This window comes from Gordonia sp. LMA484 (genome assembly GCF_058129505.1).
Genome location: NZ_CM176700.1, coordinates 2,604,132 through 2,627,739, shown reverse-complemented (window position 1 = coordinate 2,627,739; position 23,608 = coordinate 2,604,132). Strand labels below are relative to the sequence as shown.

Genomic DNA, 23,608 nt, shown 5'->3' with positions numbered 1-23,608 from the left:
CAGGCTTGGCGGACACCGCGGCCGAGTTCGACGAGATCGGCGAGTCATCGGACGATGCGTATCGCAGGCTGGTGGGTTATGTCGGGGGCGGCGAGGACCCGGCCGATCCCGCCGATGTACTCGCCATGCAGATGGTCGTGCGTATCGAGAAGGTGAACCCACCCGACCGTGCCGATCTCCTGACCGCCGCGGCACGCGCCGTCGCGATGCTGTGCCTCGATGACCGCGCAGGCGGCGCCGGTCCGTGGGTGGAACCCATGGACGCGTGGTGTCAGGCGCGCATCCGGAAGATCGCCCGACGTGCCCGAGGCGCACAGTGGACTGCCGCGCAGGAGGTGTGGGGGCTCACCGTGTCCGAGGGGGACGCGCAGGCCCGCGCCATCGTGCCCGGCCGGGTCGGCGATGTGGATCGTCGGATCTCGCGACTGCAGATCGGTGGCACCGAACTCGGTGGTGAACTCGCGACGTCGCCGCCGGACGGGGGCGTGGTGCTCTGGATCAACCCCGATCTGGACATGACCGTCGGCAAGTCTGCCGCACAGGTCGGTCACGGCGCGATGCTCGTGGTGACGCTGATGACTGCGGCGCGGGCACGTGCATGGCATGCCGACGGGTGTCCGCTGGTGGTCCGACAGGCGTGCGCGGATCGGTGGGCCGACCTCCTCGTCGCCGAGTCGCACGGCCGGGCGGTTGCGATCCGCGACGCCGGCTTCACCGAGATCGCGCCCGGGTCGGTGACGGTGATCGCGGAGGTGATCGACGGGTGAGTGACGAGCAGCGACTGCCGGAGTGGGCGGGTGACCTGGGTCTTGTGGCACATCCGGAGGGCGGTTGGTACCGCGAGACCTGGCGCAGCACCGTGACACTGCCCGGTGCCGTTCTGCCGCAAGAGTATTCGGGCGATCGAGCGGCGGGAACCGCGATCCTTTTCCTGCTGTTGCCCGGTGAGCAGTCGGCCTGGCACACCGTCCGTGGAGCCGAGTTGTGGCTGCATCATCGAGGCTCGCCCGTGGTGCTCGAGCTCGGCGGTGACGCAGGTGTACCCGGTGAGCCGGTCGGGATCGTCGTGGGTTCTGATGTGGGTGCCGGCGAGCAGCCTCAGGCCGTGGTGCCGCCCGGTACGTGGCAGCGAGCGCGCCCGCGCGGTGACGAGCCTGCGCTGGTGAGTTGCATCGTGGTTCCCGGTTTCGACTTCGCCGACTTCCGGCTGGCCGACGACACCTGATCCTCGCCGCCGACCCGGCTGCCACCCACTGTTCGTTGATCGAGTAGGCGGCGAGTCGGCGTATCGAGATCAGGTGCGGCTCGAGGCCTGATCCATCAGTGGCCTGAACGGTTGGGGTGAGCGCTCACGTGGTCAGCGCGACGACGTCTCGCTCGCCGGCGACAGGGCCCGTGCGGGGGCGATGTGTCCCAACGTGTTCCGCCAGATCTCTCGATCCGGTGCGATCGAGGCGACGATGAGTTCGTCGGCATCGGCGTGTCCGGCGAACCAGTCCAGGTAGTCGATGACCTGGGCCGGGGTCCCGACTCCCGCGTAGGTCATCATCGAATCGATCTGGCGTCCCTGCGGCATGTCGAGAATCATGTCCGCTTCGTCATCGGTGAAGCGACGCCCACGCCCGAACAGCGCATTGACGCGATGACGCTTCGCCTTTCGGAGCTGTTCCTGCGCAACGCTTTCCTCGTCGTCGGCGATGACGCACACCCCGGCGATGACATAGGGCGTATCGAGTTGCTCGGAGGGCTGGAACTCGCGGCGATAGAGAGCGACGGCCTCCTCCAATGCCTGCGGAGCGAAATGTGAGGCGAATGCGTAGGGCAGGCCGAGTGCCGCGGCGAGCTGGGCACCGAAGAGCGAGGAGCCCAGGATGTAGAGCGGAAGGTCGGTCCCGGCGCCGGGAGTCGCGCTGACCCCCTCCACACGGGAGTGGCCGCGGAGGTAACCCTGCAGCTCGAGGACGTCGGACGGAAAGCGGTCGGCCGACGCCATGGTGCGCCGCAGCGCGGCAAAGGTCTGTTGGTCGCCGCCGGGGGCGCGACCGAGTCCCAGGTCGATTCGGCCGGGATGCAGTTCGCCGAGGGTGCCGAACTGCTCGGCGATGGCGAGCGGCGAATGGTTCGGCAGCATGACGCCGCCGGCACCGAGGCGGATGGAGTTCGTGTGCGCCGCCACATGCGCGATCAGCACGGCGGGTGCGGCCGAGGCGATGGTGGACATGTTGTGGTGCTCGGCGTACCAGATGCGCCGGTAGCCCCACCGTTCGGCGCGCTGCGCCATGTCCACGCTGGCGGCGAAACTGTCACGGACACTTTCGCCGGGGCCGACCTGGGCCAGGTCGAGGATCGACAGATCAACACTCATGCCATGGTCAAGGCATCGGGGGTCGTTCGTATTCCATTGTCGGCGAGGATGTGTCGTGTGGGTTCACGCGACGGCTCTGTTCGTGGTGCACGATAGGGGAGTGACCAACGCGAGTGACCCGACCTCCGACGACGTGTACGACACCGACCCCGACCTGTTGGTCGACTTTCGCGATGTGACCCTGGTTCGGGGCGGGAACACCCTGGTCGGGCCCGTGAACTGGCAAGTCGAGCTCGACGAGCGGTGGGTGGTGATCGGGCCCAACGGTGCCGGGAAGACATCGCTGATGCGGCTGGCCTCCGCTCAGGAGCATCCGACGACGGGGACCGCGTTCGTGCTCACCGAGCAACTGGGCAAGGTGGAGGTCCGCGAGCTCTCCACCCGGATCGGCATATCGAGCGCGGCGCTCGCCGAACGTGTACCGCCCGGCGAGATCGTCACCGACCTGGTGATCTCGGCGGGCTATTCGGTGCTCGGCAGGTGGCGTGAAGAGTACGACGACATGGACCGCGAACAGGCGGTGGAATCGCTGGAGTCGATGGGTGCCGAACATCTGGCGGATCGAACCTTCGGCACGTTGTCGGAGGGGGAACGCAAGCGCGTCCTCATCGCCCGCGCCCTCATGACGGATCCCGAACTGCTGCTGCTCGACGAGCCCGCGGCCGGCCTCGACCTCGGCGGACGCGAGGAACTCGTCGATCGGCTCGGCCGGCTCGCGTCCGATCCCGAGGCGCCGGCCATGGTGCTGATCACGCACCATGTCGAGGAGATCCCCGACGGATTCACGCACGCGATGCTGTTGTCGGAGGGTGAGATCGTCGCGCAGGGATTACTCGACGACGTATTGACCAGCGTGAACCTGTCGACGGCGTTCCGGCAGAAGATCACCCTCAGCAAGGTGGACGGCCGGTACTTCGCTCGCCGTTCGCGGCGCGTCGGCGGGCATCGGCGCGCGGCCGGCTGACCGTCGCGCAGCGGGCCTCCCCGGCCGCGCTACTGTCGTCAGAGCGTCCGACGACTGGAGGTTGGTCATGGTCCCATCGGAGTCCCCCGAGCCCGCCCCGCTGCGTGATGCGGCGACCGTGGTTCTGGTGCGCGACACCACTGACGGCATCGAGGTCTTCCTGCAACGACGCGTCCAGCAGATGGCCTTCGCCGGTGGCGTGACGGTGTTCCCGGGTGGCGGCGTCGACCCCCGGGACGCCGATGCCGACATCGGATGGACGGGACCAGACGCGCAGTGGTGGGCAGACGCGTTCCATACCGAGACGTCCACCGCGCAGGCGTTGGTGTGCGCCGCGGTCCGCGAGACCTTCGAGGAGTGCGGTGTGTTGCTTGCCACGCGCGCCGACGGCACGGTCTCCGACCCCGTGTCCTTCGCGCCGCAGCGTGCCCAGCTCATCGACAAATCGCTGTCCTTCGGCGAGTTCCTGCGCACCGAAGATCTCCGACTGCGGGCAGATCTGCTGCGGCCACTCGCACACTGGATCACCCCGATCATCGAGAAGCGTCGCTACGACACCCGCTTCTTCCTCGCTGCCATGCCCGCCGGCCAGGTCGCCGATGACCAGACGACCGAGGCCGAAGTGGCGCGATGGGTCCGGCCGCAGGTCGCACTCGACGCGTGGATCGCCGGCGAGCACACACTGCTCCCGCCCACGTGGGCGCAGTTGAACCACCTGGCCGAGTACTCGACCGTCGACGAGCTGCTCGCCGCGGAACGGGTCGTCGAGCCGATCGAACCCTCCGTGACACCGGGTGCGGGGATCGCGGGTCTGAAGTTCGACGGCTCGGAGCGCTACTTCGCCGTCGCGGCCGACCGTGAGGTCCCGGGCCTCAGTCGCTGATCGTTCCGGGCCCCTCGCGGCACAGCCCGGTCAGCGCACCCGCCGCGGCGCCACGTCCGGCGAACAGCATGACGATGTCGCGTATGGGCGCCTCGACGGCGCGCCCGGAGCCGAACTCGACGTCGGCGTCGGTGGCCACGAAACGGACGTCCGGATGATCGCGCCGCGGATGGAACGGAAAACGCATCGGCCACAGTCGTCGTGCCACGGCGGTGGCCGCGTCGACGGGCATCGGACGTTCGATTCCCAACGGTACGGCGATGTCCTGCCCGTGGATCAGCACATCGAGGAGGGGTTCCATCTCGGTCGTCCCCAGCGCGTGACGTCGCGATCCGGCCATCGCCCTCAGCTTGTCGGCGGCCTCCCCGGCGGAGGTCGGGTCGTCGATCGCGTACCGATGGACCATGACGTTGAACCGGAAGCCCGAGCGCAGCATCGCGCCGACGACACGCACGGGCTCAGTGGTGGCCTGTGACAGATGCACGGCGACGTCACGCACGGACCACCCATCGCACAGTGACGGGGTCGCGAGCTGTTCGTCGGTCAGGGCATCGATGAGGTCGGCCACCTCCAGCCGCTGTGCGTCGATGTGGCGCCAGATGACGTCGGATTCCATGATCAGCCTCCGTCCGAACCGATTGGTCAGGATAGCTGACTATATTAGTCAGGAAGACGTACTAAAGTCAATGGCATGTCCGACGACCAGCCCTCGACCGCGGTCCTGATGTTCATCGCACACCGCGCGACCGAACAGCGCGTCATGTCGCGGATCGCCGACGCGGGTGCCGGCGACATCACGCTCGCCCAGGCGCGCCTGCTCCAGCGACTTGCGCCGGAGCCGATGCGGCTCACCGACCTGGCCGAGCAGGCGGGGGTGACCAAACAGACCGCGGGCGGGCTCGTCGATCAACTCGAGTCGGTGGGGTATCTGATGCGGGTGCCCGACCCATCCGATGGTCGCGCGCGCCTGGTGACTTTGAGCGAGCGTGGTGTCGAACTGTGCGCGATGGCGGCCCGCGAGGTGGAGATCGTCGAGTCGGAATGGCGGGAATATCTGGGGCACAAGCAGTTCGACGATATGCGCGCAAGTCTGATCGCGCTGCGTGCGATCACTGATCCATATCGATGACGTCGGGGTCGGTGCTCGTGGAGTCGCTGTCGATGTCGTCGGCCTCGGCCCAGTCCAGCAGTGTGTCCAAGCGGTAGGCCACGTCGTCGATCTCGGCGTGTAGGTCACCGATCTCGGCGAACCGCGCAGGCATGGTCGCGATGGTGAAGTCGTCCGGCGACACGTCGTCGATCTCTGACCACCGGATCGGAGCCGACACCGTGGCCCGGGGATTGCCGCGCACCGAGTAGGCCGACGCCATGGTGTGGTCACGGGTGTTCTGGTTGTAGTCGACGAACACCGCCGCCGGGTCCCGGTCCTTGCGCCACCAGGTCGTCGTCACGTCGTCGGGGGCGCGGCGCTCGATCTCGCGCGCGAAGGCGTGCGCGGCGCGGCGGACCTGAGGAAATCCCCACTCCGATGTGATCCGCACATAGATGTGGAGACCGCGGCCGCCGGAGGTCTTCGGAAACCCGCGGATACCGAGTTCGTCGAGTACCTCCTCGACGACGTGGGCCACCCGCTGGATTCGGGAGAACGGGCAGTCGGGCATCGGGTCCAGATCGATCCGCCATTCGTCCGGGGACTCGGGGTCATCGCGACGCGAGTTCCAGGGATGGAACTCCACGGTCGACATCTGCACCGCCCAGATCACGCTGCCCAACTCCGTGACGCACAATTCGTCGGCGGTCCGTCCGAAGCGGGGGAACCAGAGTTCCACGGTCTCCAGCCAGTCGGGAGCACCGGCCGGAATCCGCTTCTGATGGACTTTCTTGCCGCTGACGCCCTTCGGGAAGCGGTGCAGCATGCACGGACGGTCGCGCAGGGCGCGGACGATGCCGTCGCCCACCGCCAGGTAGTACTCGGCGAGATCGCGCTTGGTCTCGCCGCGCTCGGCGAAATACACCCGGTCGGGACTGGACAGCCGGATCACCCGCTCGCCGACCTGCAACTCGATCGGTTCGCCGGCATTGCTCGAGGCCTTCGCCATGACACCACTGTATGGCCTGGAGAACCACCCGATGCGGCCAAACGGTAGCCTTCGACCATGCCTGAGTTCGTCACTCTCGAGACATCCGATGATCACCCAGGGGTCGGCACGATCCTGCTCAACCGACCGCCGATGAATGCGCTCAATCGGCAGGTGCAGACGGAACTGTCCGCTGCGGCCGACGAGGCGACGGTGCGCGACGACATCAAGGCGGTCGTGATCTACGGCGGTCCCAAGGTGCTGGCCGCCGGCGCCGACATCAAAGAGATGAACGACATGACCTACGCCGAGATGAGCAAGGTCGCCGGTCGTCTGCAGTCGGCACTGGGCTCGATTTCGGAGATCCCGAAGCCGACGGTGGCGGCCATCACCGGTTACGCGCTCGGTGGCGGGCTCGAGGTGGCCCTCGGTGCCGACCGGCGGATCGCCGGCGACAACGCCAAACTGGGTGTACCGGAGATCCTGCTCGGCGTGATCCCCGGTGGCGGCGGAACTCAGCGCCTCGCACGCCTGGTCGGTCCGGCGAAGGCCAAGGACATGATGTTCACCGGTCGTTTCGTCGGGGCGGAGGAGGCCCTCGCCATGGGTCTGGTGGACGAGGTGGTCGCACCCGACGAGGTCTACAACACGGCGTTGGCGTGGGCGGGACAGTTCGCGGGCGCTGCCTCCATCGCGCTTGCCGCCGCGAAGAAGTCGGTGGACCAGGGCCTCGGCGTGGACCTCACGACCGGGCTCAAGATCGAGGAGCAGCTCTTCGCCGCGTTGTTCGCCACCGAGGATCGCTCGATCGGGATGAAGTCGTTCGTCGAGAACGGCCCCGGCAAGGCGCAGTTCACCGGTAAGTGATCAACCCGACCGACTCTCGACGAGGAAGCAGCGCAACGATGACCACGAACGTGACGCCGGGAACCGATCCGGAACCCAATCCGCATGCGACCGAGGAGCAGGTCAAGGCCGCGCTCGAGGACACCAAACTGGCGCAGGTGCTCTACCACGACTGGGAGGCGGAGACCTACGACGACAAGTGGTCGATCTCCTATGACGAGCGCTGCATCGACTATGCGCGCGGACGGTTCGATGCGGTCGCGGCCGACCAGCCGCTGCCCTATGAGCGCGCGATGGAGTTGGGTTGCGGGACAGGGTTCTTCCTTCTGAACCTGATGCAGTCGGGCGTGGCGAAGAAGGGTTCGGTCACCGACCTGTCACCCGGCATGGTGAAAGTCGCACTGCGCAATGCGGAGAATCTCGGTCTCGACGTCGATGGTCGGGTTGCCGATGCCGAGAAGATCCCGTACGACGACGACACCTTCGACCTCGTGGTCGGGCACGCTGTGCTGCACCACATCCCGGACGTCGAGCAGGCACTGCGGGAGGTGCTGCGCGTCCTGCGGCCCGGCGGCCGATTCGTCTTCGCCGGTGAACCGACGACCATCGGAGACTTCTACGCGCGGTGGATGAGTCGTGCCACCTGGGCCGCGACCACCAATGTCACCAAGTTCGGCCCGCTGCAGTCCTGGCGGCGTCCGCAGGCCGAACTCGACGAGTCGTCACGGGCCGCGGCCCTCGAGGCTGTCGTCGACATCCACACCTTCGATCCGGCCGATCTCGCGACTATGGCCCGCGCTGCCGGTGCCGACGAGGTGCAGACGGCGACCGAGGAACTCGCCGCGGCGATGTTGGGGTGGCCCGTGCGCACCTTCGAGGCCGCCGTGCCGCCCGGGAAGCTCGGCTGGGGGTGGGCGATGTTCGCCTTCAACGGCTGGAAGCGGCTGTCCTGGCTCGACGAGAACGTGCTGCGGAAAGTGGTGCCGCAGAAGTTCTTCTACAACGCGATCGTGACCGGTATCAAGCCGGGCGTGTGAGTTCCGGAGGCGTCGGCGACTGACTCATGGCGTACACGTTCACGACCGACGACGTCGCGTTTCTACGGTCCGGGCACGGCCTCACGGCCCTCGAGAACACGGCGGCGCTGGACCTTTCGGCGTCGTCGATGATCTCCGATCTCGGTGAACTGCGTGGCCGTTACGGGCCGCACGAGCCGGCGCTGATCGAGACCACCCTCTGCCGTCGCCGCGCGCGCGGCAGGTTGCGGGCGGCCGGGGCGATGCTGTTCACCGATGAGGCGCAGCAGCAGTCCACGGCGACGCCCGTGGCGGCCCACCGTGCCGCCGAGATCGCGACCCGTCACCCGGGTGCCGTGGTGCACGACATCACCTGCTCGATCGGCGCGGAGCTGATGGAACTCGCCGCGCGCGACGATCTCGCGGGAGTGATCGGCAGCGACATCGACGCGGTCCGGCTGTCGATGGCGCGGCACAACGCCGATCTGGTCGACCGGAAGACGACCCTGTTGCGGGCCGACGCGCTGACTCCCACGTCGACGGCCGATGTGATCCTCGCCGATCCCGCCCGCCGTTCGGGATCGGGCCGGGTGTTCCGGCTCGACCAGCTCACGCCGCCGCTGCTGGACGTGCTGACCACCTACGCCGGCCGGCCACTCGGTGTGAAATGCGCTCCGGGGCTTGACTATCGAATGCTCCGTGATCGATTTGGTTTCGCCGGGCAGGTGCAGATCACCTCGCTGGACGGTTCGGTCCGCGAAGCGTGCCTGTGGACCGAACGCGACTCGGAGGCTGCGCGTCGCGCCACCGTGCTCCGTTCGGCATCGGACGGCTCGGTGCATGTCGACGAGATCACCGACGGCGAGTCCGACGACGTGCCGGTCGCTGAGGCGGGAGAGTGGATCGTCGACCCCGACGGGGCGATCGTCCGGGCCGGGTTGGTGCGCAACTACGCTCGACGGCACGGACTCTGGCAGCTGGACCCGCAGATCGCCTATCTCACCGGCAACGCGGTCCCCAACGGCGAGCGAGGGTTTCGGCTCATCGAGGCGTCGGGTGTCGCCGACAAGGAATTGCGCAAGCGACTGGCCGCCTTGGATTGCGGCACCCTCGAGATTCTGGTGCGCGGTCTCGACGTGGACCCTGATCGGCTCCGGAAACGGCTGAAACAGAAGGGCTCCCGGTCGCTGGCGCTGATCCTCACCCGGGTCGGTCGCAAGGGTGTCGCCTACATCTGTGAGCCCGGGGTGCGGATGCCGCGAGCGTGATGTCCGCCGGGAGAGTTTCCAGCGACTGATCTTTGCCCTCCGCGGCCGGGTGGATCAGTCACGTGCCATGCTGGGTTGGCTCTCGACGGCGGAGGGTGTGTGGTTCTCGTCGGTTTCGGAGGTCCGTTTCGGGATGAGCCAGCACATCAGCGCCGCCAGCACGCACAACCCGGCGGCGATGTGGAAAGCGTTGTCATAACTGCCCTGGGCATCCCGGATGTAGCCTGCGCCGAAGGCCGCGACCGCCGCTCCGAGTTGATGGGATGCGAAGACCCAGCCGAAGACCACCGGAGTGGACGCGCCGAAGTACTCACGACAGATCGCGATGGTCGGCGGCACGGTCGCGACCCAGTCGAGCCCGTAGAAGATGATGAAGACCCAGGTGCTCGGTTCGGCGTGCGCGGACAGCAGTAGCGGGAGCAGGACGAGTGATGCCCCGCGTCCGAGGTAGTAGACGACGAGCAGGATCCGCGCGTCGACACGATCGGTGAGCCATCCGGAGAAGATCGTTCCCGCGACGTCGAAGATCCCGATCGTCGCGAGCAGCGATGCGGCCATCGTGGTCGGCATGCCGTGATCGTGCGCGGCCGGGATGAAATGCGTGCCGATCAACCCGTTCGTGGTCATCCCGCAGATCGCGAAACTGCCGGCGAGCAACCAGAATGCCGGGACGCGGGCGCCGCGGACCAGTCCTTGGGCGGCGGCACCGAAGGACCCGTTCGGCACCTGCTCCTCGACGTGGCCGGGTTCGGCGCCATAGGCGGTGGTGCCGACGTCTCGCGGGTGGTCGCGAATCAGCAGCAGCACCAACGGGATCACCGCCAGCGCAGCCACCGTGACGAGGATCGAGGCCCACCGCCACCCGTAGCGGTCGGTGACGTGCGCGACCACGGGCAGGAAGATCAGCTGTCCGGTGGCGCTGGCGGCGGTCAGCATTCCGGTGACCAGCCCGCGCCGTGCGACGAACCAGCGCGTCGACACGGTGGCCACGAACCCCATGGAGATGGAACCCGTGCCGAGGCCGACGAGCACACCCCACAGCAGCAACAGTTGCCAACTCGCGTTCATGAAGACACCCAGGCCGGTGCCGGCGGCGATCAGCAACAAGGCGCCGGTGAGCACCGGGCGGATGCCGAAGCGGTCCATCAGCGCCGCCGCGAACGGCGCGGTGACGCCGAACAGGACCATGTTGATCGACATCGCCGCCCCGATCGTCGCGTGCGACCAGCCGAACTCCATGTGCAACGGGTCCATCATCACGCTGGGCACGGCACGGAATCCGGCCGCACCGATGATGGCGATGAAGCTCGCGGCGGCAACCAACCAGGCCCAGGGCAGATCTCTGCGCGACAAGAGGCGACTCGACATACAGACCAGCATGGGTCTCGTCACGCGGCCGGACCAGTGGCATGATCGACAATATGCATGAAGATCGTGCCAAAAGACGACATCGCGTGGCGGTCCTGCTGCTGCCCCCGATCGTGGGGTTCGACGCGACCATCCCGTCGTTGCTGTTCGGGCAGGCGGTCGACGACGGCGGGGAGCCCCTCTATGAGGTGATCACGTGCAGTCTGGCCTCCGGCCCGACGGATTCGACGACGGACTACCAACTCGTGGCCGCCGCAGGCCCGGAAGTCCTGTCCACCGCCGACACCGTCGTCGTGCCCGGTACACGTGTGGAGCCCGTGCGCACCCACGGAGTGCTGCCCGACGACCTGGCGGCCGCCCTGGCGACGGTGCGACCCGACGCCCGACTGGTCTCGATCTGCACGGGCGCCTTCGTACTCGCCGCCGCCGGTGTGTTCGACGGCCGCCGGGCGACGACCCACTGGCGCTACGCCGACGACTTCCGCCGGCTCTTCCCGCGGGTCGACCTGAACGAGCGGGTGCTGTTCACCGACGACGGTGCGGTGTTGAGCTCGGCGGGGCTCGCCGCCGGGATCGACTTGTGCCTGCACATCATCCGGCGAGATCACGGCGCTTCGGTCGCCAACCGGGTGGCGCGGCACTGTGTCGTCCCGCCGTGGCGGGAGGGAGGCCAGGCGCAGTTCATCGAGCGACCGGTGGCCGAGGTCGGGGACAACAGCACCGCGACGACGCGGGACTGGGCCCTGCAGAATCTGGCCGAGCCGCTCACCGTCGCGCAACTGGCAGCGCGGGCACGGATGAGCCCCCGGACCTTCAGTCGGCGCTTCCGGGCGGAGACCGGGCTCTCCCCGGGGACATGGGTGCGTGATCGTCGAATCGACCGTGCCCGTGAGCTTCTGGAGGCCGGCGACATCTCGGTGGACACGGTGGCGGCGCTGTCCGGCCTCGGGTCGGCCGACAACCTCCGGCATCACCTGCGCCGCGGGCTCGGCATGTCGCCGTCGTCGTATCGCAAGACGTTCGCCGGCTCAGGCGGCGGACAGTAAATCGAACCTTGACAGATCCTCACATGTAAACGTAACGTTTACATGTGAGTGATGTCGTGAACCTCGCCGGAGAGGTCGAACAGTACGCGCGGAGTATCTCCACGGGCGGCGAGGTCCGGACCCGGCAAGACGCTCTGGCGCAGGTGTACGACGCGCTGCAGCTGGGTCGCCGCGCCGAGGATCTGCTGAGCGCGACCGCCCGGCAGGCACGGGACGCCGGCTGCACCTGGCAGGAGATCGGTGACGTCGTCGGGGTCACACGTCAGGCCGCCTTCCAGAGGTTCGGCAAGCCGATCGATCCGCGAACGGGAGAACCGATGAACAGAGCGCCGATAGCCCAGGCGGACGTGATGGCCGCCGATCTGATCGATCGCCTGCGCACGGCGCAATGGGCAATCGTCGCATCGAGATTCAACCCGACGATGTCCGATGCGCTCGACGAATCGGGGCTGGCCGACGCCTGGGCGTCCATGATCGCCATCGGGGGTGAGGTCGAGTCGACCGGTGTCCCCTTCGTCCGGTTGCACGGACTGCACACCGTGGTGGATGTGCCGGTCGAGCAGGAGGCGGGGGCGATGACGGTGCGGGTGGCCTACGACGCCGACGGCTTGATCGCCGGCCTGTTCTTCCTCAATCCGGACGCGGCGCACCGCTCCCTGTGACGGCCCGCCCCGTCCGGTCACCTGCTGTCGACGTCGGCCTTGCTGTCGAAGAAATAGACCTTGCCGATGTTGGTCGCGGTGGCGATCTGGCCGCGCGGTGACACGGACACCCCGGTTGCGAACCCGACCGATTCAGGAAGGGGCAGCGAGCGTTTGGTCGTTCCGTCGTCGGTGGACACCTCGGTCAGCGAGAGCGAGTCCTTCCCTTTGTCCCGCACGACGGTCCAGGCGGTGCCCTGATCGGTCAGGGTGGACAGGCTCACCACCGCGAGATCCTTGCGCTGCCAGACCTGTTCGGCGTGGTCGCCCGCATCGCGAAGCAGCGTAAGGGGAGCGCCGAGAACGCCCGTCGGGATGATCAGGCCATCCGGTGACACGCTCATCGTCGCAAATCCGTAGCCGCCGTTGGCATAGGTCCAGCGGGTCTTGCCGGTCGCCGCATCCAGGGCGACGATCTGCCCGAGCCGGGAGAACGCGTAGACGGTGTCTCCGTCGGCGGAGAGTGTGGGTGGTCCGATGACGCCGCCGGGGACGTCGGCGTGCCAGATCTCCCGCATGGTGCGCGCGCCGTTCTGCTCGGCGAAGCTCATGCCGCGGATCTGTGAGGCGATCGCGCCCTGCGGCCAGAAGTTCAGGAAGAACCGTTCGTGATCGGGGTCGACGGCTGCCGGCGCGGGGATCGCACAGCGGGGTCCGTTGGTCACACAGTCGCCGAAGCCGTAGGTCGGGTCGTCGGGATCGGCGTCGGCGCGCAGTCGCACCTCGGGGGCGGTGAACTCGCTGTTCTGTGTGTTGATCAGCAGCAGTTGACCCTGGGTCGTGGCGACCAGCACCTCGCCTGGCGCAGCGAACTTGGCCGACAGCGGTACGCCCAGAACGGGCATCCGCCACCGGATCGCACCGCCGGCATTCCAGGCGAGGAACATCGACTCCTCACCGACATAGGGCTGGTCGAACTGATCGACCAGGGACGCGTTGACCGCGATGCCGGTGCGCATCCGCTTGCAGAAGTTCTTACGACCGTCCCGGGGATCGAGAACCATCCAGTTGCACCCGCTCGCGGCGCTCGACGTCACACCCACGTTGGACTGGTTGGAGATGGTCAGCGGCGCGGTCACCTGCCCGCCGGTCGGACGCGTCCAGCTCAGTTCCAGGTCGTCCGGCACAGCGGGATAGGCGAAGTTCGAATTGGCGGCGTTGCCGCCGTAACTCGACCATCCGGGGCTCGCGACCGAGTGGATGTCGATGTGTCCGTCGGAACATGCCGAGGCCAGGACGGCCACGACGGTCACCAGGATGGCGGCCAGCGTCGTCGGCAGACGTCGTGCAACCTCACGTCTGCGGGCTGTTGCAGCCAATTCAGCTCCTGTTCTGGTCGCGATCTGCCCCGTCGGACGACGTGCCGGGTTCAGAGCCTATCGTGCCCGGAATTCCGGTCGATTAGGGTTTGTCGTCATGACCACGATGTGGAATGCCTCGTACCGGTCGCGATGGCGGGCGGGTCGTCGTCGCGATCCTGCTCAGGCGCGTTTCCTCACCCGTGATTCGTTGCGGTGGGTGGTGCGCAATCGCGCGTACACGCCGTGGTACCTGGTGCGCTACTACCGATTGGCCCGATTCCGTCTCGCCAACCCCCATGTGGTCCTGCGGGGGATGGTCTTCCTCGGCCGCAATGTCGAGATCCATGCGACGCCGCAGATGGCACGCATGGAGATCGGGCGGTGGGTACACATCGGCGACGGCAACTCGATCAGGTGCCACGAGGGGAGCCTGAAGATCGGTGACAAGACGGTCTTCGGCTGCAACAACGTCGTCAACTCCTACCTCGACCTCGAGATCGGTGGTTCGACGCTGATCGCCGACTGGTGTTACATCTGCGACTTCGACCACAAGATGGACGACATCACCCTTCCGATCAAGGATCAGGGCATCGTCAAGGGGCCGGTGCGTATCGGGCCCGACACCTGGGTCGCGGCGAAGGTCTCGGTCCTGCGGAACACCATCGTCGGCCAGGGCTGCGTCCTCGGTTCGCACGCCGTGGTCAAGGGTGTGGTCCCGGATTTCTCGATCGCGGTCGGCGCACCCGCACGAGTCGTCAAGAACCGCAAAGACGACTGGGCGAGCACCGCCGAGGAGCGTGCCGAACTCGAACGGGCCCTCGCCGACATCGAGCGCAAGAAAGCGGCTGCCGCGGCGCGCAAGTCCTGATTCGAGCGTTGCCACTCGGTCCGTGGGGCCGCCCTTCGTGACGGCCCTCCGCTGGCGCTCCGGGCCTCCTCAGGGATCGGGTGGTGACGGCCCTCCGCTGGCGCTATCACCCTGCTCCCTGAGGAGCCTCCGAGCTTGCGAGGATGCGTCACGAAGGGCGTCCGTTCGCACACTCCGGGAGCGAGTGTCACTCAGTCGGTGGGGCCGCCCTTCGTGACGGCCCTCCGCTGGCGCTCCGGGCCTCCTCAGGGATCGGGTGGTGACGGCCCTCCGCTGGCGCTCCGGGCCTCCTCAGGGATCGGGTGGTGACGTCCGATCGCCGGCGCTATCACCCCGTACCCTGAGGAGCCTCCGAGCTTGCGAGGATGCGTCACGAAGGGCCGCGCTACTCGGGCTTGCCCGGATCACGTTCCGGCAGTGGACGTTCCGGGATGTGCGGGCGGCCGACGGGGTGGCGGACCCGGCGTTTCGCGGCGTTGTAGACCCCGGCGGTACGTTCGGCGACCTCGGCCCACGAGAATTCCGCGGTGAGCCGATCACGCGCACGTAGTGCTCGGGCGGCCGCCGCCGACGGGTCACCGAGACTCGCCCGCACCGAGGCCGCGATCCCGGCCACGTCGCCCGGTTCGAAGGTGAGGCCGGTGGTCGGATCGGCCACCGCCTCACCCAGACCGCCCGCGGTCGACACCACCAGCGGCACCCCGGTGGCGGCGGCTTCCAGGGCCACGATGCCGAACGGCTCGTACCGGCTCGGGAGCACGATGGCCGCGCAGCGGTGCATCAGCCCGATCAGACCCTCGTGGTCGACTGCTCCCAGGAATCGGACCGATCGGGTCACGCGATGTCGGCGCGCCTCGTCGATCAGCCAACCCTGTTGGGTTCCGGTGCCAGCGATGGTCAGCGTCGTGCCCGGGTGGGTTCGGCGGATCCGGGGGAGCGCGGCGAGGAGATCCTGGACGCCCTTCTCGTATTCGAGGCGGCCGGCGAACAACAGCTCCGCGGGACCCGAAGGAGTGGGCCGCGGCGCGAACGGCCAGGACCGGATGTCGATGCCGTTGTGGATCACCGACACGTCGGGGATCTCGGGTCCGAACAGTCGGGTGACCTCGTCGCGCATCGACGTCGAGCACGTGATCAGCGAATCGGATTCGCGGCACATCCACCACTCGACCGAGTGCACCTGTCGGTTGGTGGGGCCGCTGACCCAGCCGCTGTGCCGGCCGGCCTCGGTGGCATGGACGGTGGACACCAACGGGACGTCGAAGAACTCGGCGAGGCCGATCGCAGCGTGTGCGACGAGCCAGTCGTGCGCGTGCACCACGTCGGGTTCCCACGCGCACAACCCCGGCGAATCACGCTCTGAGGCAAAGGCCTTCAAACCCGCGCGGATCAGCGAATGACCCATGGCGAGCGTCCACGCCATCATGTCGCGGCCGAAGTCGAACTCGGGAGGGTCCTCCGCGGCGGCGATGATCCGCACACCGTCGACCAGGGTGTCGGTGGTCGGATGGCTGATGGCGTCCGTGCCGGTCGGGCGGCGGGTGAGGACGACGATCTCGTGGCCCTGCGCGGCGAGTTCGGTGGCGAGGTGGTGCACATGCCGACCGAGTCCCCCCACCACGACCGGCGGATACTCCCACGAGACGATCAACACCCTCATCAGCCATCCCCCATCACGCTCGATGTCCCCGCTTGCCCGGCGCGGCGGGCAAGTGCAGTCGCCGGGCGTCGAGACCGGCGAACAGATTGTCGGCCCGCGACCAGTTCTGTGCGAGCGCCTCGGCCCGCTGTGTACGGCCACGCAACGCTGCGTCGCAGATCTCCCGGGTCGCGTGCGCGTGTTTGTGCGCCCGATCGACAGCGTAGTCGGCGGCGGTGTCCTTGGAGACCATGAACGGCCAGTCGGAGGCCACGGTCAGCAGGGTTTCACGCACGATCTGATCGGCGACGCGGCTCCGTCCACTGCCGAACCCGGATGATCCGTGGCCGCCGGTCGGCTCGATGAGCTTGTCGACGGCATCGAGGGCGGTTTCGGTGACCTCGGCGTTGAGCCGGACGAGATGGCTGACCTGCGGTCCGTTCCAGACCCGCCAGTCCTTGCCCGACCCCCATGACGACGCGGGTAGGTCGACCGGCGCACCCACGAATCCGTCGCGGCGCGCCGAGGCGAGCGTGCCGACGCGTACGCCGGCCTCGGGGAGCCGGCGCAGTACCCGTTCGAGCCAGACCGGCCCCTCGTGCCACCAGTGACCGAACAACTCGGTGTCGAAGGCCGCGACCACGAGAGCGGGTCGACCCTGACGCTCGGATTCGTCGATGAGGCGTCTGCGGACCTGATCCACGAAGTCGTTGACGTGTCGGTCGATGACCTGGTCCGCCCGGGCCGGGTCGTAGGGCTTCTTGTTCGCCGAGGCGACGCCGCGACCGGTCACCCGGGCAGGTTTCAATCCGCTCGCATGGTCGTAGGTGTGGAAATCCCGATAGGAGCCATGGCCGGGATACCCCGATTTCGGCGACCACACCCGATAGCTGATCGTCAGGTCCCGGGCGAAGGCGACCACGTCCGTCCCGCCGACGGGACGGCCGAGCGCGGTGTCACCCTTGAACGTCGGTCCGTCGACCATGAAATGTCCGACACCCGCTGCCGCATACTCGATTTCCATCCCGGGGTCGAACGCACACTCCGGCGCCCAGATGCCGGTGGGGTCGAAGGACCATCGGGCGCGGGCATCGGCCAATCCCTCCCGGAGCGAGAACTCCCGTAAGCGGGGATCGAGGAGTGGCGCGAACGGATGAGCCAAGGGACCGCCCAGAACCTCCACGACGCCGGACGTCGACAGCGTCCGGACCTGGTCGGAGCCACCGTGGCGCCAGTTCGCCTCGAAATCTGTCATCGCCGCGGTGGCCGACCGGTACTCGCGTGCGCCGAGTTCGCGACGCGACGCCTCCGGCGCGGTCGCGGCCTCGAGCGCGCGTAGCTGCCAGTCGGCCAACCACTCGTGCATGGAGGCGGCGCAGTGCGGGTCGTCGAGCTGGGCGGCGAGCACCGGTGTGATGCCCAGCGAGAGTTGATCGCGCGCGCCCTCGGCCGCCAGCCGACGCAGCATCGCGAACACCGGCAGGTAGGAGCCGGCCCACGATTGATAGAGCCACTCCTCGCCGACCGGCCATCGTCCGTGGTTGGCAAGCCAGGGGAGATGGGAATGCAGGACGAGGGTGAACTGGCCCGGGACGCGCTCTGCCTCGCTGCGAGATCGACGGTCGCGAGACCCCGCCGACGCCACGTCCCTCGCAGAGCGGGAAGAGGTCGATGCCGACGTCACGAACGCCGGACCGCGACGGCGAGGAGGTCCAGACTGGCGTCCACGTCGCCCGACACCGCGGTGTCACGGATCACGAAGTCGTCGGTGACGATCGCCGCGACGTCGGCGGCGAGCTCGTCGGGCCACGGCTCGCCGGCGAGGGCGCGCTCGATCTGGGCGTCGATCAGCGATCCACCCCACTTGCGGTCCAGCGTCTGCAGCCTCTCGCCGTGGTGAACCCCGAGCATCGCCGACAGGGCGAACCCGCCGTCGACCACGAGTTCGGTGAGTTCGGCGGCGTTGAGTTCGCGGGTGTGGAACGGATTGAGCGGGGTGTCGCGGCCCGGTGAGAACGTGATGCGGTTCGGTGTCGAGATGAACAGCACCCCACCGGGCCGCAGGACCCGGAGGCATTCGGCGATGAACGCGGACTGATCCCACAGGTGCTCGATGACCTGGAAGTTGACGACCACGTCGACGCATTCGTCGTCGAGTGGGAGGTCGACGAGATTGCCGCGGTGGACGATCAGCCCGGGATAGCGCCTGCGCGTATGCTCGACAGCGAGCTCGTCGTAGTCGACGCAGGTCACCGAGCGTGCGACCGATGCCAGCATCGCCGCACCGTACCCCTCGCCGGAGCCGGCCTCGAGGACGTCGAGGCCACCACAACGGTCGAGGATGTGCGTGTAGGCGATCTCGTGCCGCCGGAACCAGTAGTTTTCCTCGGGAATCCCGGGGACGGTTCGCTCGCCGGTCAGCGCGAGGGTCTCGAATGACTCGCTCATCCCCACGACACTAGTGCCTGGGGGTCCGGCCCTTTCCGGCCCTCACACGTCGCGGCGGTGGTCCCCGGTGATCGGCGCAGGCGTGTTGTGTGAGGTAGTCGATGTTTTGCGCCGACCGAGCTAACGCTAAAGTAGGAGAGACCGAACCCAACTTACTCGGCAGTAAGATGGGAGAAACCGAGCAGGAGGTCGACGTAGACCCATGACAAACATTGTCGTTCTGATCAAGCAGGTTCCCGATACGTGGTCCGAGCGCAAGCTGACCGAGGGCGATTACACCCTGGACCGCGAAGCCGCTGACGCCGTTCTCGACGAGATCAACGAGCGCGCGGTCGAGGAGGCCCTGAAGATCAAAGAGGCCGACGGTGGTGAGGTCACCGTGATGACCGCCGGTCCCGAGCGGGCCACCGAGGCCATTCGCAAGGCGCTGTCGATGGGGGCCGACAAGGCCATCCACATCAAGGACGACCAGATGCACGGCTCGGACGCGGTGCAGACGGCCTACGTCCTCGCCCGCGCGCTCGGCACTGTCGAAGGTGTCGAACTCGTCATCGCCGGCAACGAGGCCACCGATGGCCGCGTCGGTGCGATCCCCGCGATGATCGCCGAATACCTGGAGCTGCCGCACCTCACGCATCTGCGCAAGCTGACGCTGGAGGGCGAGACCCTCAAGGGCGAGCGTGAGACCGACGACGGCATCTTCCACATCGAGGCGCAGCTGCCGGCGATCGTGAGTGTCAACGAGAAGATCAACGAGCCGCGGTTCCCGTCCTTCAAGGGCATCATGGCCGCCAAGAAGAAGGAAGTTCAGGTTCTCACCCTGGCCGAGATCGACGTCGAGGCCGGCGATGTGGGCCTGGAGAATGCGGGCAGCCAGGTGACCGCCTCGGCTCCGAAGCCGCCGAAGACCGCGGGCGAGCGCGTTGCCGACGAAGGCGACGGTGGCACCAAGGTCGCCGAGTACCTGGTGTCGCAGAAGATCATCTAGTCCGCACGGGCACAGACATCACTGGCGAAGAAGAGACATTCAGGAGATAGAAGAAACATGGCTGAAGTACTTGTGCTCGTGGAGCAGGACGCCGAAGGCGCCCTGAAGAAGGTCACCAGCGAGCTGATCACCGCTGCCCGTTCGCTCGGCAGCCCGTCCGCGGTCGTCGTGGGCGCGCCCGGCTCGGCGGACGGCATCATCGACGGTCTCAAGGAGGCCGGCGCCGAGAAGATCTACGTCGCCGAATCCGACGATGCGGCGTCCTACCTGATCACCCCGCAGGTCGACGTGTTGTCGTCGGTCGCCGAGCAGGCATCGCCCGCCGGCATCGTCGTCGCGGCGACCGCCGACGGCAAGGAGATCGCCGGCCGGTTGGCCGTGCGCCTCGGTTCGGGTGTGCTCGCCGACGTCGTCGACGTCAAGGAGGGTGGCGTGGGCATCCACTCCATCTTCGGTGGTGCCTTCACCGTCGATGCCCAGGCCAAGGGCGACGTCCCGGTGTTCTCGGTGCGCCCGGGTGGCGTCGAGGCGGCTCCGCAGGCCGGCGCCGGCGAGCGTGTCGACGTGGAGGTCCCGGCGCAGGAAGAGGGCGTCGTGAAGATCACCAAGGTCGAGCCGAATGTCGGCGGCGATCGTCCGGAACTCACCGAGGCCTCGATCGTGGTCTCCGGTGGTCGCGGTGTGGGCAGTGCCGACAAGTTCTCGGTGGTCGAGGAACTCGCCGACTCGCTCGGCGCGGCTGTCGGTGCCTCGCGTGCCGCGGTCGACTCCGGCTACTACCCGGGGCAGTTCCAGGTCGGTCAGACCGGCAAGACCGTGTCGCCGCAGCTGTACGTGGCACTCGGCATCTCGGGCGCGATCCAGCACCGTGCCGGTATGCAGACCTCGAAGACCATCGTCGCGGTCAACAAGGACGAAGAGGCCCCGATCTTCGAGATCGCGGACTTCGGCATCGTCGGCGACCTGTTCAACGTCGCCCCGCAGCTGACCGAAGAGGTCAAGAAGCGCAAGTGATCGCCCAGCGCATCACGCGCTGACGATTCTCGGTGGCCCCCTGGCCGTGCCTCGCGGCACGGTCAAGGGGGCCATTCGCGTGACACGGGCCCGACGCTCCGCCCGTGGCACCGCGTCCGGGCGTCCTGCTGGTCGAGTGGCCCGGTTCCGTGAGTTCACCGCAGCAGTACCGACACGACATGTCGGCGTGACGGTCGCGTCGTATGGCCCGGTTGTCATCAGGGCATGACGACCATCGCGCCCCCCTTGGCCTCGGATGCGCTCATGCCGCCACCGGATCCCGTGCCGCAGATCGAGGTGGGGCCGGTTCGGCACTCGTGGTACCCGTCGAGCGTGTGCGGCACCCGGTGTCGACAATTCGATCCGGTGGCCGCTGCCGGTACGGTCCTGGTCGCGCTCCGGATCGTCAGCCTGGCGCTGACCGCGGCGATCCTGGCGCTGACGGGACCTGTCGTCGCGCTGGCGCCACGCCTGGTCCGGAGGCGCTACCTGGCACGGGCCGCCCGCAGCCTTTTGTGGGCGATCGGGGTCACGATCCACCTCGACGATCGTCGGCCGTTCGTCGGCAAGACGCGTGGACTGATGGTGGCCAACCACACATCGTTCCTCGACATCTTCGCGCTCGCCGCGATCAGCCCGGCGCACTTCGTGGCGAAATCCGATGTGGCCGCGATGCCGCTGGTCGCCGGCCTGGCGCGCAGGCTCGGCGTGATCACCATCGACCGGTCGGCACTGCGGCGTCTACCGTCCACCGTCGAAGCCGCGGTCGAACAGCTGCACCGCGACAACACGGTCGCGGTCTTCCCCGAGGGCACCACGTGGTGCGGTCACGAGGCCGGACGGTTCCGGCCGGCCTTCTTCCAGGCCGCGATCGATGCCGGCGTACCGATCATCCCGGTTCGTCTCGGGTTCACTGCAGTCGACGGATCGGCCACGGCCGCAGCCAGTCTCATCGGCGACGACTCGCCGATCGACACGTTGCGCCGGGTCATCTCCGGGCGCGGCCTGACACTGCACGCCACGGTTTACGAGGCCCAACTCCCCGATGCCGACCGGCGAGCACTGGCGATCCGCTGCGAGGAGATGGTCCTGGGCGCAGGCGCCGACGTCGCCCACCTCAGAGGGAGCCGCCCGGACATATCTCATATATGTTGTATCGAGCGCCGGTCCTGCGGCCGGCATGCCGATCCGACACAGAGGAGCTCGATTCATGACGTCCGCACCGTCACTGTCCCGTACCGAGGCACAGGCGCGATTCATCGAGATGACGGCCACCACGGGCCTCGTCGATGATGCCGAACTGGACGCCGTCTGGGCGGCGCTGCCGACCATGCGGCCAGAAGAGATGTTCGGCGCGTGGAAGGGTGGTGAGTTCACCACCGGACATCCGATCAACGGGAGCCTGGACAAGGCGGGCTGGTACGGCAAGACCTTCACCTCGCGTAACGATGTGCAGCCGCTCATGTGTCGTGACGCCGACGGCACCTTGTACTCGAACACGAAGCTCGGCAAGGGTGAGGCCAGCCTGTGGGCCATCGAGTTCCGGGGCGAGGTGACCGCCTCCATGGTCTACGACGGGCAGGCGGTGATCGATCACTTCAAGCGGGTCGACGACTCCACGGTCATGGGCATCATGAACGGCAAGGGTGGGGTCGTCGACGGCCGCCATTTCTACTTCTATCTCGAGCGGGTCTGAGGCGGGTGCGTATCGACGCCGCCGTCGTCACCGAGCGGGGCGGTCCCTTCGAGGTCGTGCCGGCCGAGATCGACCGGCCGCTCGACGGCGAGGTTCTGGTCCGCATGCGTGCGGTGGGGATCTGTCACACCGATCTCGGGATGAAGGCGACCTGGTCACCGCGGCGTCTGCCGCAGGTGTTCGGGCATGAGGGTGCGGGTGTCATCGAGGCGGTCGGTCCGGGCGTGACACGCCTGCGGCAGGGGCAGACGGTGTGTCTGACCTTCCGCAGCTGTGGCGCCTGCCGGCAGTGCGGCGACGGGCATCCCGCGTACTGCACCTCCGGTCTCAACACGGCAGGCCGGGCCGACGGGACACCGACCATCACCCGGGACGGCCGGCAGGTCTTCGGCGGATTCTTCGGCCAATCCAGTTTCGCGTCGTACGCGATCGCGCACGAGGACAATGCGATCGCGATCCCGGCCGAACTACCGCCCACCGTCGCGGCGCCGCTGGGCTGCGGGGTGCAGACCGGCTACGGCACGGTCACCAAGGTCGTTCGTCCGAGACGTGGATCGGCCGTCACGGTCTTCGGCGCCGGGAGCGTGGGGCTGTCCGCGGTCATCGCCGCCGTGCGCGCGGGTGCCGACGTGGTGGCCGTCGATCCGATCGCGAGCCGACGGGCCCTCGCCGAGAAGTTCGGAGCGATCGCAACCGTCGATCCGGTCACGGTCGACGACCCGGCGGCCGCGGTCCGCGACGCGCACGGACGCGGCACCGACCACGGTATCGACACGACGGCACGCCAGGACGTCTTCGCGGCGGCCGTCGATGCCGCCGAGCCGCGCGGTGACATCGCGCTCGTCGGGATCGGTCGGCGGCTCGAGTTCGACGTGATGACGGTGCTCTACAAGGGACTCTCGATCCGCGGCGTGATCGAGGGTGATGTCATCCCGGCCGAGGTCATCGCCGAACTCGCCGGGCTCTACCTCGCGGGCGAGTTGCCGCTCGACGACATGATCGAGGTCTATCCGTTCGCCGAGATCGAACGCGCGGCCGCCGAGTCCCTCGCGGGGACCACGATCAAGCCGGTCCTGGTGTTCGACAGCTGAGAGTTCGCATGGGATGCAGGTCACCATT

General features: G+C 67.8%; 24 protein-coding genes. 16 read left to right on the top strand and 8 right to left on the bottom strand.

Translation table 11 applies throughout. The features are described from left to right. Nucleotides 1-5: 5 nt before the first annotated feature. Nucleotides 6-767: a peptidyl-tRNA hydrolase gene (locus tag AC4AMJ_RS11535; RefSeq protein WP_489896378.1), complete on the top strand. Its 762-nt coding sequence runs from the start codon at nt 6-8 to the stop codon at nt 765-767. Continuing rightward, on the top strand, nt 764-1,225 hold the full coding sequence (locus AC4AMJ_RS11530) for a cupin domain-containing protein (RefSeq protein WP_489918096.1): 462 nt from the start codon (nt 764-766) through the stop codon (nt 1,223-1,225). The genes AC4AMJ_RS11535 and AC4AMJ_RS11530 overlap by 4 nt, the downstream gene beginning before the upstream one ends. A 132-nt stretch (nt 1,226-1,357) precedes the next feature. Here AC4AMJ_RS11530 and AC4AMJ_RS11525 read toward each other — a convergent pair whose 3' ends face one another. Further along, complete coding sequence (locus tag AC4AMJ_RS11525; protein WP_489918095.1) at nt 1,358-2,365, bottom strand: LLM class flavin-dependent oxidoreductase; 1,008 nt, start codon at nt 2,363-2,365, stop codon at nt 1,358-1,360. A gap of 133 nt (nt 2,366-2,498) precedes the next feature. Between AC4AMJ_RS11525 and AC4AMJ_RS11520 the strand changes: the two genes are divergently transcribed. Together AC4AMJ_RS11520 and AC4AMJ_RS11515 are read left to right on the top strand one after the other, a co-directional pair. Next, nucleotides 2,499-3,329 (top strand): ABC transporter ATP-binding protein, encoded by an 831-nt coding sequence (locus tag AC4AMJ_RS11520; protein ID WP_489918416.1) that lies wholly within the window; start codon nt 2,499-2,501, stop codon nt 3,327-3,329. Between the two features lie 67 nt (nt 3,330-3,396). After that, nucleotides 3,397-4,212 carry an NUDIX hydrolase gene (locus AC4AMJ_RS11515; protein ID WP_489918094.1) on the top strand — a complete coding sequence of 272 codons (816 nt, stop codon included), beginning with the start codon at nt 3,397-3,399 and terminating at the stop codon, nt 4,210-4,212. Here AC4AMJ_RS11515 and AC4AMJ_RS11510 read toward each other — a convergent pair. Beyond that, on the bottom strand, nt 4,202-4,828 hold the full coding sequence (locus tag AC4AMJ_RS11510) for a maleylpyruvate isomerase family mycothiol-dependent enzyme (RefSeq protein ID WP_489918093.1): 627 nt from the start codon (nt 4,826-4,828) through the stop codon (nt 4,202-4,204). The two genes, AC4AMJ_RS11515 and AC4AMJ_RS11510, sit on opposite strands and share 11 nt — an antisense overlap. 75 nt (nt 4,829-4,903) lie before the next feature. Here AC4AMJ_RS11510 and AC4AMJ_RS11505 point away from each other — a divergent pair, with 75 nt between their 5' ends. Continuing rightward, a complete protein-coding gene (locus AC4AMJ_RS11505; RefSeq protein WP_489896373.1) occupies nt 4,904-5,341 on the top strand; it encodes a MarR family winged helix-turn-helix transcriptional regulator in 438 nt (145 codons plus the stop codon). Here AC4AMJ_RS11505 and ligD read toward each other — a convergent pair. Then, on the bottom strand, nt 5,322-6,311 hold the full coding sequence (gene ligD, locus AC4AMJ_RS11500) for a non-homologous end-joining DNA ligase (protein ID WP_489918092.1): 990 nt from the start codon (nt 6,309-6,311) through the stop codon (nt 5,322-5,324). The two genes, AC4AMJ_RS11505 and ligD, sit on opposite strands and share 20 nt — an antisense overlap. Before the next feature lie 57 nt (nt 6,312-6,368). Between ligD and AC4AMJ_RS11495 the strand changes: the two genes are divergently transcribed. From AC4AMJ_RS11495 to AC4AMJ_RS11485, 3 genes are read left to right on the top strand one after another with little or no spacing between them, the layout of a single operon-like run. Next, nucleotides 6,369-7,157, top strand: a complete 789-nt coding sequence (locus AC4AMJ_RS11495) for an enoyl-CoA hydratase/isomerase family protein (RefSeq protein WP_489896371.1) — start codon at nt 6,369-6,371, stop codon at nt 7,155-7,157. A gap of 38 nt (nt 7,158-7,195) precedes the next feature. Continuing rightward, entirely contained in the window at nt 7,196-8,173 is a 978-nt protein-coding gene (locus AC4AMJ_RS11490; protein ID WP_489896370.1) for a class I SAM-dependent methyltransferase, read from the top strand. A 26-nt stretch (nt 8,174-8,199) separates the two neighbouring features. After that, on the top strand, nt 8,200-9,420 hold the full coding sequence (locus AC4AMJ_RS11485; protein ID WP_489918091.1) for a THUMP-like domain-containing protein: 1,221 nt from the start codon (nt 8,200-8,202) through the stop codon (nt 9,418-9,420). Nucleotides 9,421-9,474: 54 nt separating this feature from the next. Here AC4AMJ_RS11485 and AC4AMJ_RS11480 read toward each other — a convergent pair whose 3' ends face one another. Beyond that, a complete protein-coding gene (locus AC4AMJ_RS11480; protein WP_489918090.1) occupies nt 9,475-10,788 on the bottom strand; it encodes an MFS transporter in 1,314 nt (437 codons plus the stop codon). Between the two features lie 53 nt (nt 10,789-10,841). On the opposite strand from AC4AMJ_RS11480, the gene AC4AMJ_RS11475 reads away from it, so the two are divergent. Continuing rightward, a complete protein-coding gene (locus AC4AMJ_RS11475) occupies nt 10,842-11,834 on the top strand; it encodes a GlxA family transcriptional regulator (RefSeq protein ID WP_489918089.1) in 993 nt (330 codons plus the stop codon). A gap of 44 nt (nt 11,835-11,878) precedes the next feature. After that, nucleotides 11,879-12,496 (top strand): DUF3887 domain-containing protein, encoded by a 618-nt coding sequence (locus AC4AMJ_RS11470; protein WP_489918088.1) that lies wholly within the window; start codon nt 11,879-11,881, stop codon nt 12,494-12,496. 17 nt (nt 12,497-12,513) lie between these two features. Here AC4AMJ_RS11470 and AC4AMJ_RS11465 read toward each other — a convergent pair whose 3' ends face one another. Next, a complete protein-coding gene (locus tag AC4AMJ_RS11465; protein ID WP_489918087.1) occupies nt 12,514-13,854 on the bottom strand; it encodes an outer membrane protein assembly factor BamB family protein in 1,341 nt (446 codons plus the stop codon). 97 nt (nt 13,855-13,951) lie between these two features. On the opposite strand from AC4AMJ_RS11465, the gene AC4AMJ_RS11460 reads away from it, so the two are divergent. Continuing rightward, nucleotides 13,952-14,704, top strand: a complete 753-nt coding sequence (locus AC4AMJ_RS11460; RefSeq protein ID WP_489918086.1) for an acyltransferase — start codon at nt 13,952-13,954, stop codon at nt 14,702-14,704. A gap of 385 nt (nt 14,705-15,089) precedes the next feature. Here the strand turns inward: AC4AMJ_RS11460 and AC4AMJ_RS11455 are convergent, their stop codons facing one another. The 3 genes from AC4AMJ_RS11455 to AC4AMJ_RS11445 are packed head-to-tail and all read right to left on the bottom strand — an operon-like array spanning nt 15,090 to nt 18,791. Then, complete coding sequence (locus AC4AMJ_RS11455) at nt 15,090-16,364, bottom strand: glycosyltransferase family 4 protein (RefSeq protein ID WP_489918085.1); 1,275 nt, start codon at nt 16,362-16,364, stop codon at nt 15,090-15,092. Nucleotides 16,365-16,377: 13 nt separating this feature from the next. After that, nucleotides 16,378-17,988 carry a 1,4-alpha-glucan branching protein domain-containing protein gene (locus AC4AMJ_RS11450; protein WP_489918084.1) on the bottom strand — a complete coding sequence of 537 codons (1,611 nt, stop codon included), beginning with the start codon at nt 17,986-17,988 and terminating at the stop codon, nt 16,378-16,380. A 35-nt stretch (nt 17,989-18,023) separates the two neighbouring features. Then, entirely contained in the window at nt 18,024-18,791 is a 768-nt protein-coding gene (locus AC4AMJ_RS11445) for a class I SAM-dependent methyltransferase (protein ID WP_489896361.1), read from the bottom strand. A 202-nt stretch (nt 18,792-18,993) separates the two neighbouring features. Between AC4AMJ_RS11445 and AC4AMJ_RS11440 the strand changes: the two genes are divergently transcribed. The 5 genes from AC4AMJ_RS11440 to AC4AMJ_RS11420 all read left to right on the top strand — a co-directional run bounded on the left by AC4AMJ_RS11440 (nt 18,994) and on the right by AC4AMJ_RS11420 (nt 23,580). Continuing rightward, complete coding sequence (locus AC4AMJ_RS11440; RefSeq protein ID WP_489896360.1) at nt 18,994-19,779, top strand: electron transfer flavoprotein subunit beta/FixA family protein; 786 nt, start codon at nt 18,994-18,996, stop codon at nt 19,777-19,779. 57 nt (nt 19,780-19,836) lie between these two features. Then, nucleotides 19,837-20,793: an electron transfer flavoprotein subunit alpha/FixB family protein gene (locus AC4AMJ_RS11435; protein WP_489896359.1), complete on the top strand. Its 957-nt coding sequence runs from the start codon at nt 19,837-19,839 to the stop codon at nt 20,791-20,793. Between the two features lie 225 nt (nt 20,794-21,018). Continuing rightward, nucleotides 21,019-22,086: a lysophospholipid acyltransferase family protein gene (locus AC4AMJ_RS11430; RefSeq protein ID WP_489918083.1), complete on the top strand. Its 1,068-nt coding sequence runs from the start codon at nt 21,019-21,021 to the stop codon at nt 22,084-22,086. Continuing rightward, complete coding sequence (locus AC4AMJ_RS11425) at nt 22,004-22,489, top strand: DUF4334 domain-containing protein (RefSeq protein ID WP_489918082.1); 486 nt, start codon at nt 22,004-22,006, stop codon at nt 22,487-22,489. Before AC4AMJ_RS11430 ends, AC4AMJ_RS11425 begins: the two co-directional genes overlap by 83 nt. 5 nt (nt 22,490-22,494) lie before the next feature. Beyond that, nucleotides 22,495-23,580 (top strand): NAD(P)-dependent alcohol dehydrogenase, encoded by a 1,086-nt coding sequence (locus tag AC4AMJ_RS11420; protein ID WP_489918081.1) that lies wholly within the window; start codon nt 22,495-22,497, stop codon nt 23,578-23,580. Nucleotides 23,581-23,608: the final 28 nt, after the last annotated feature.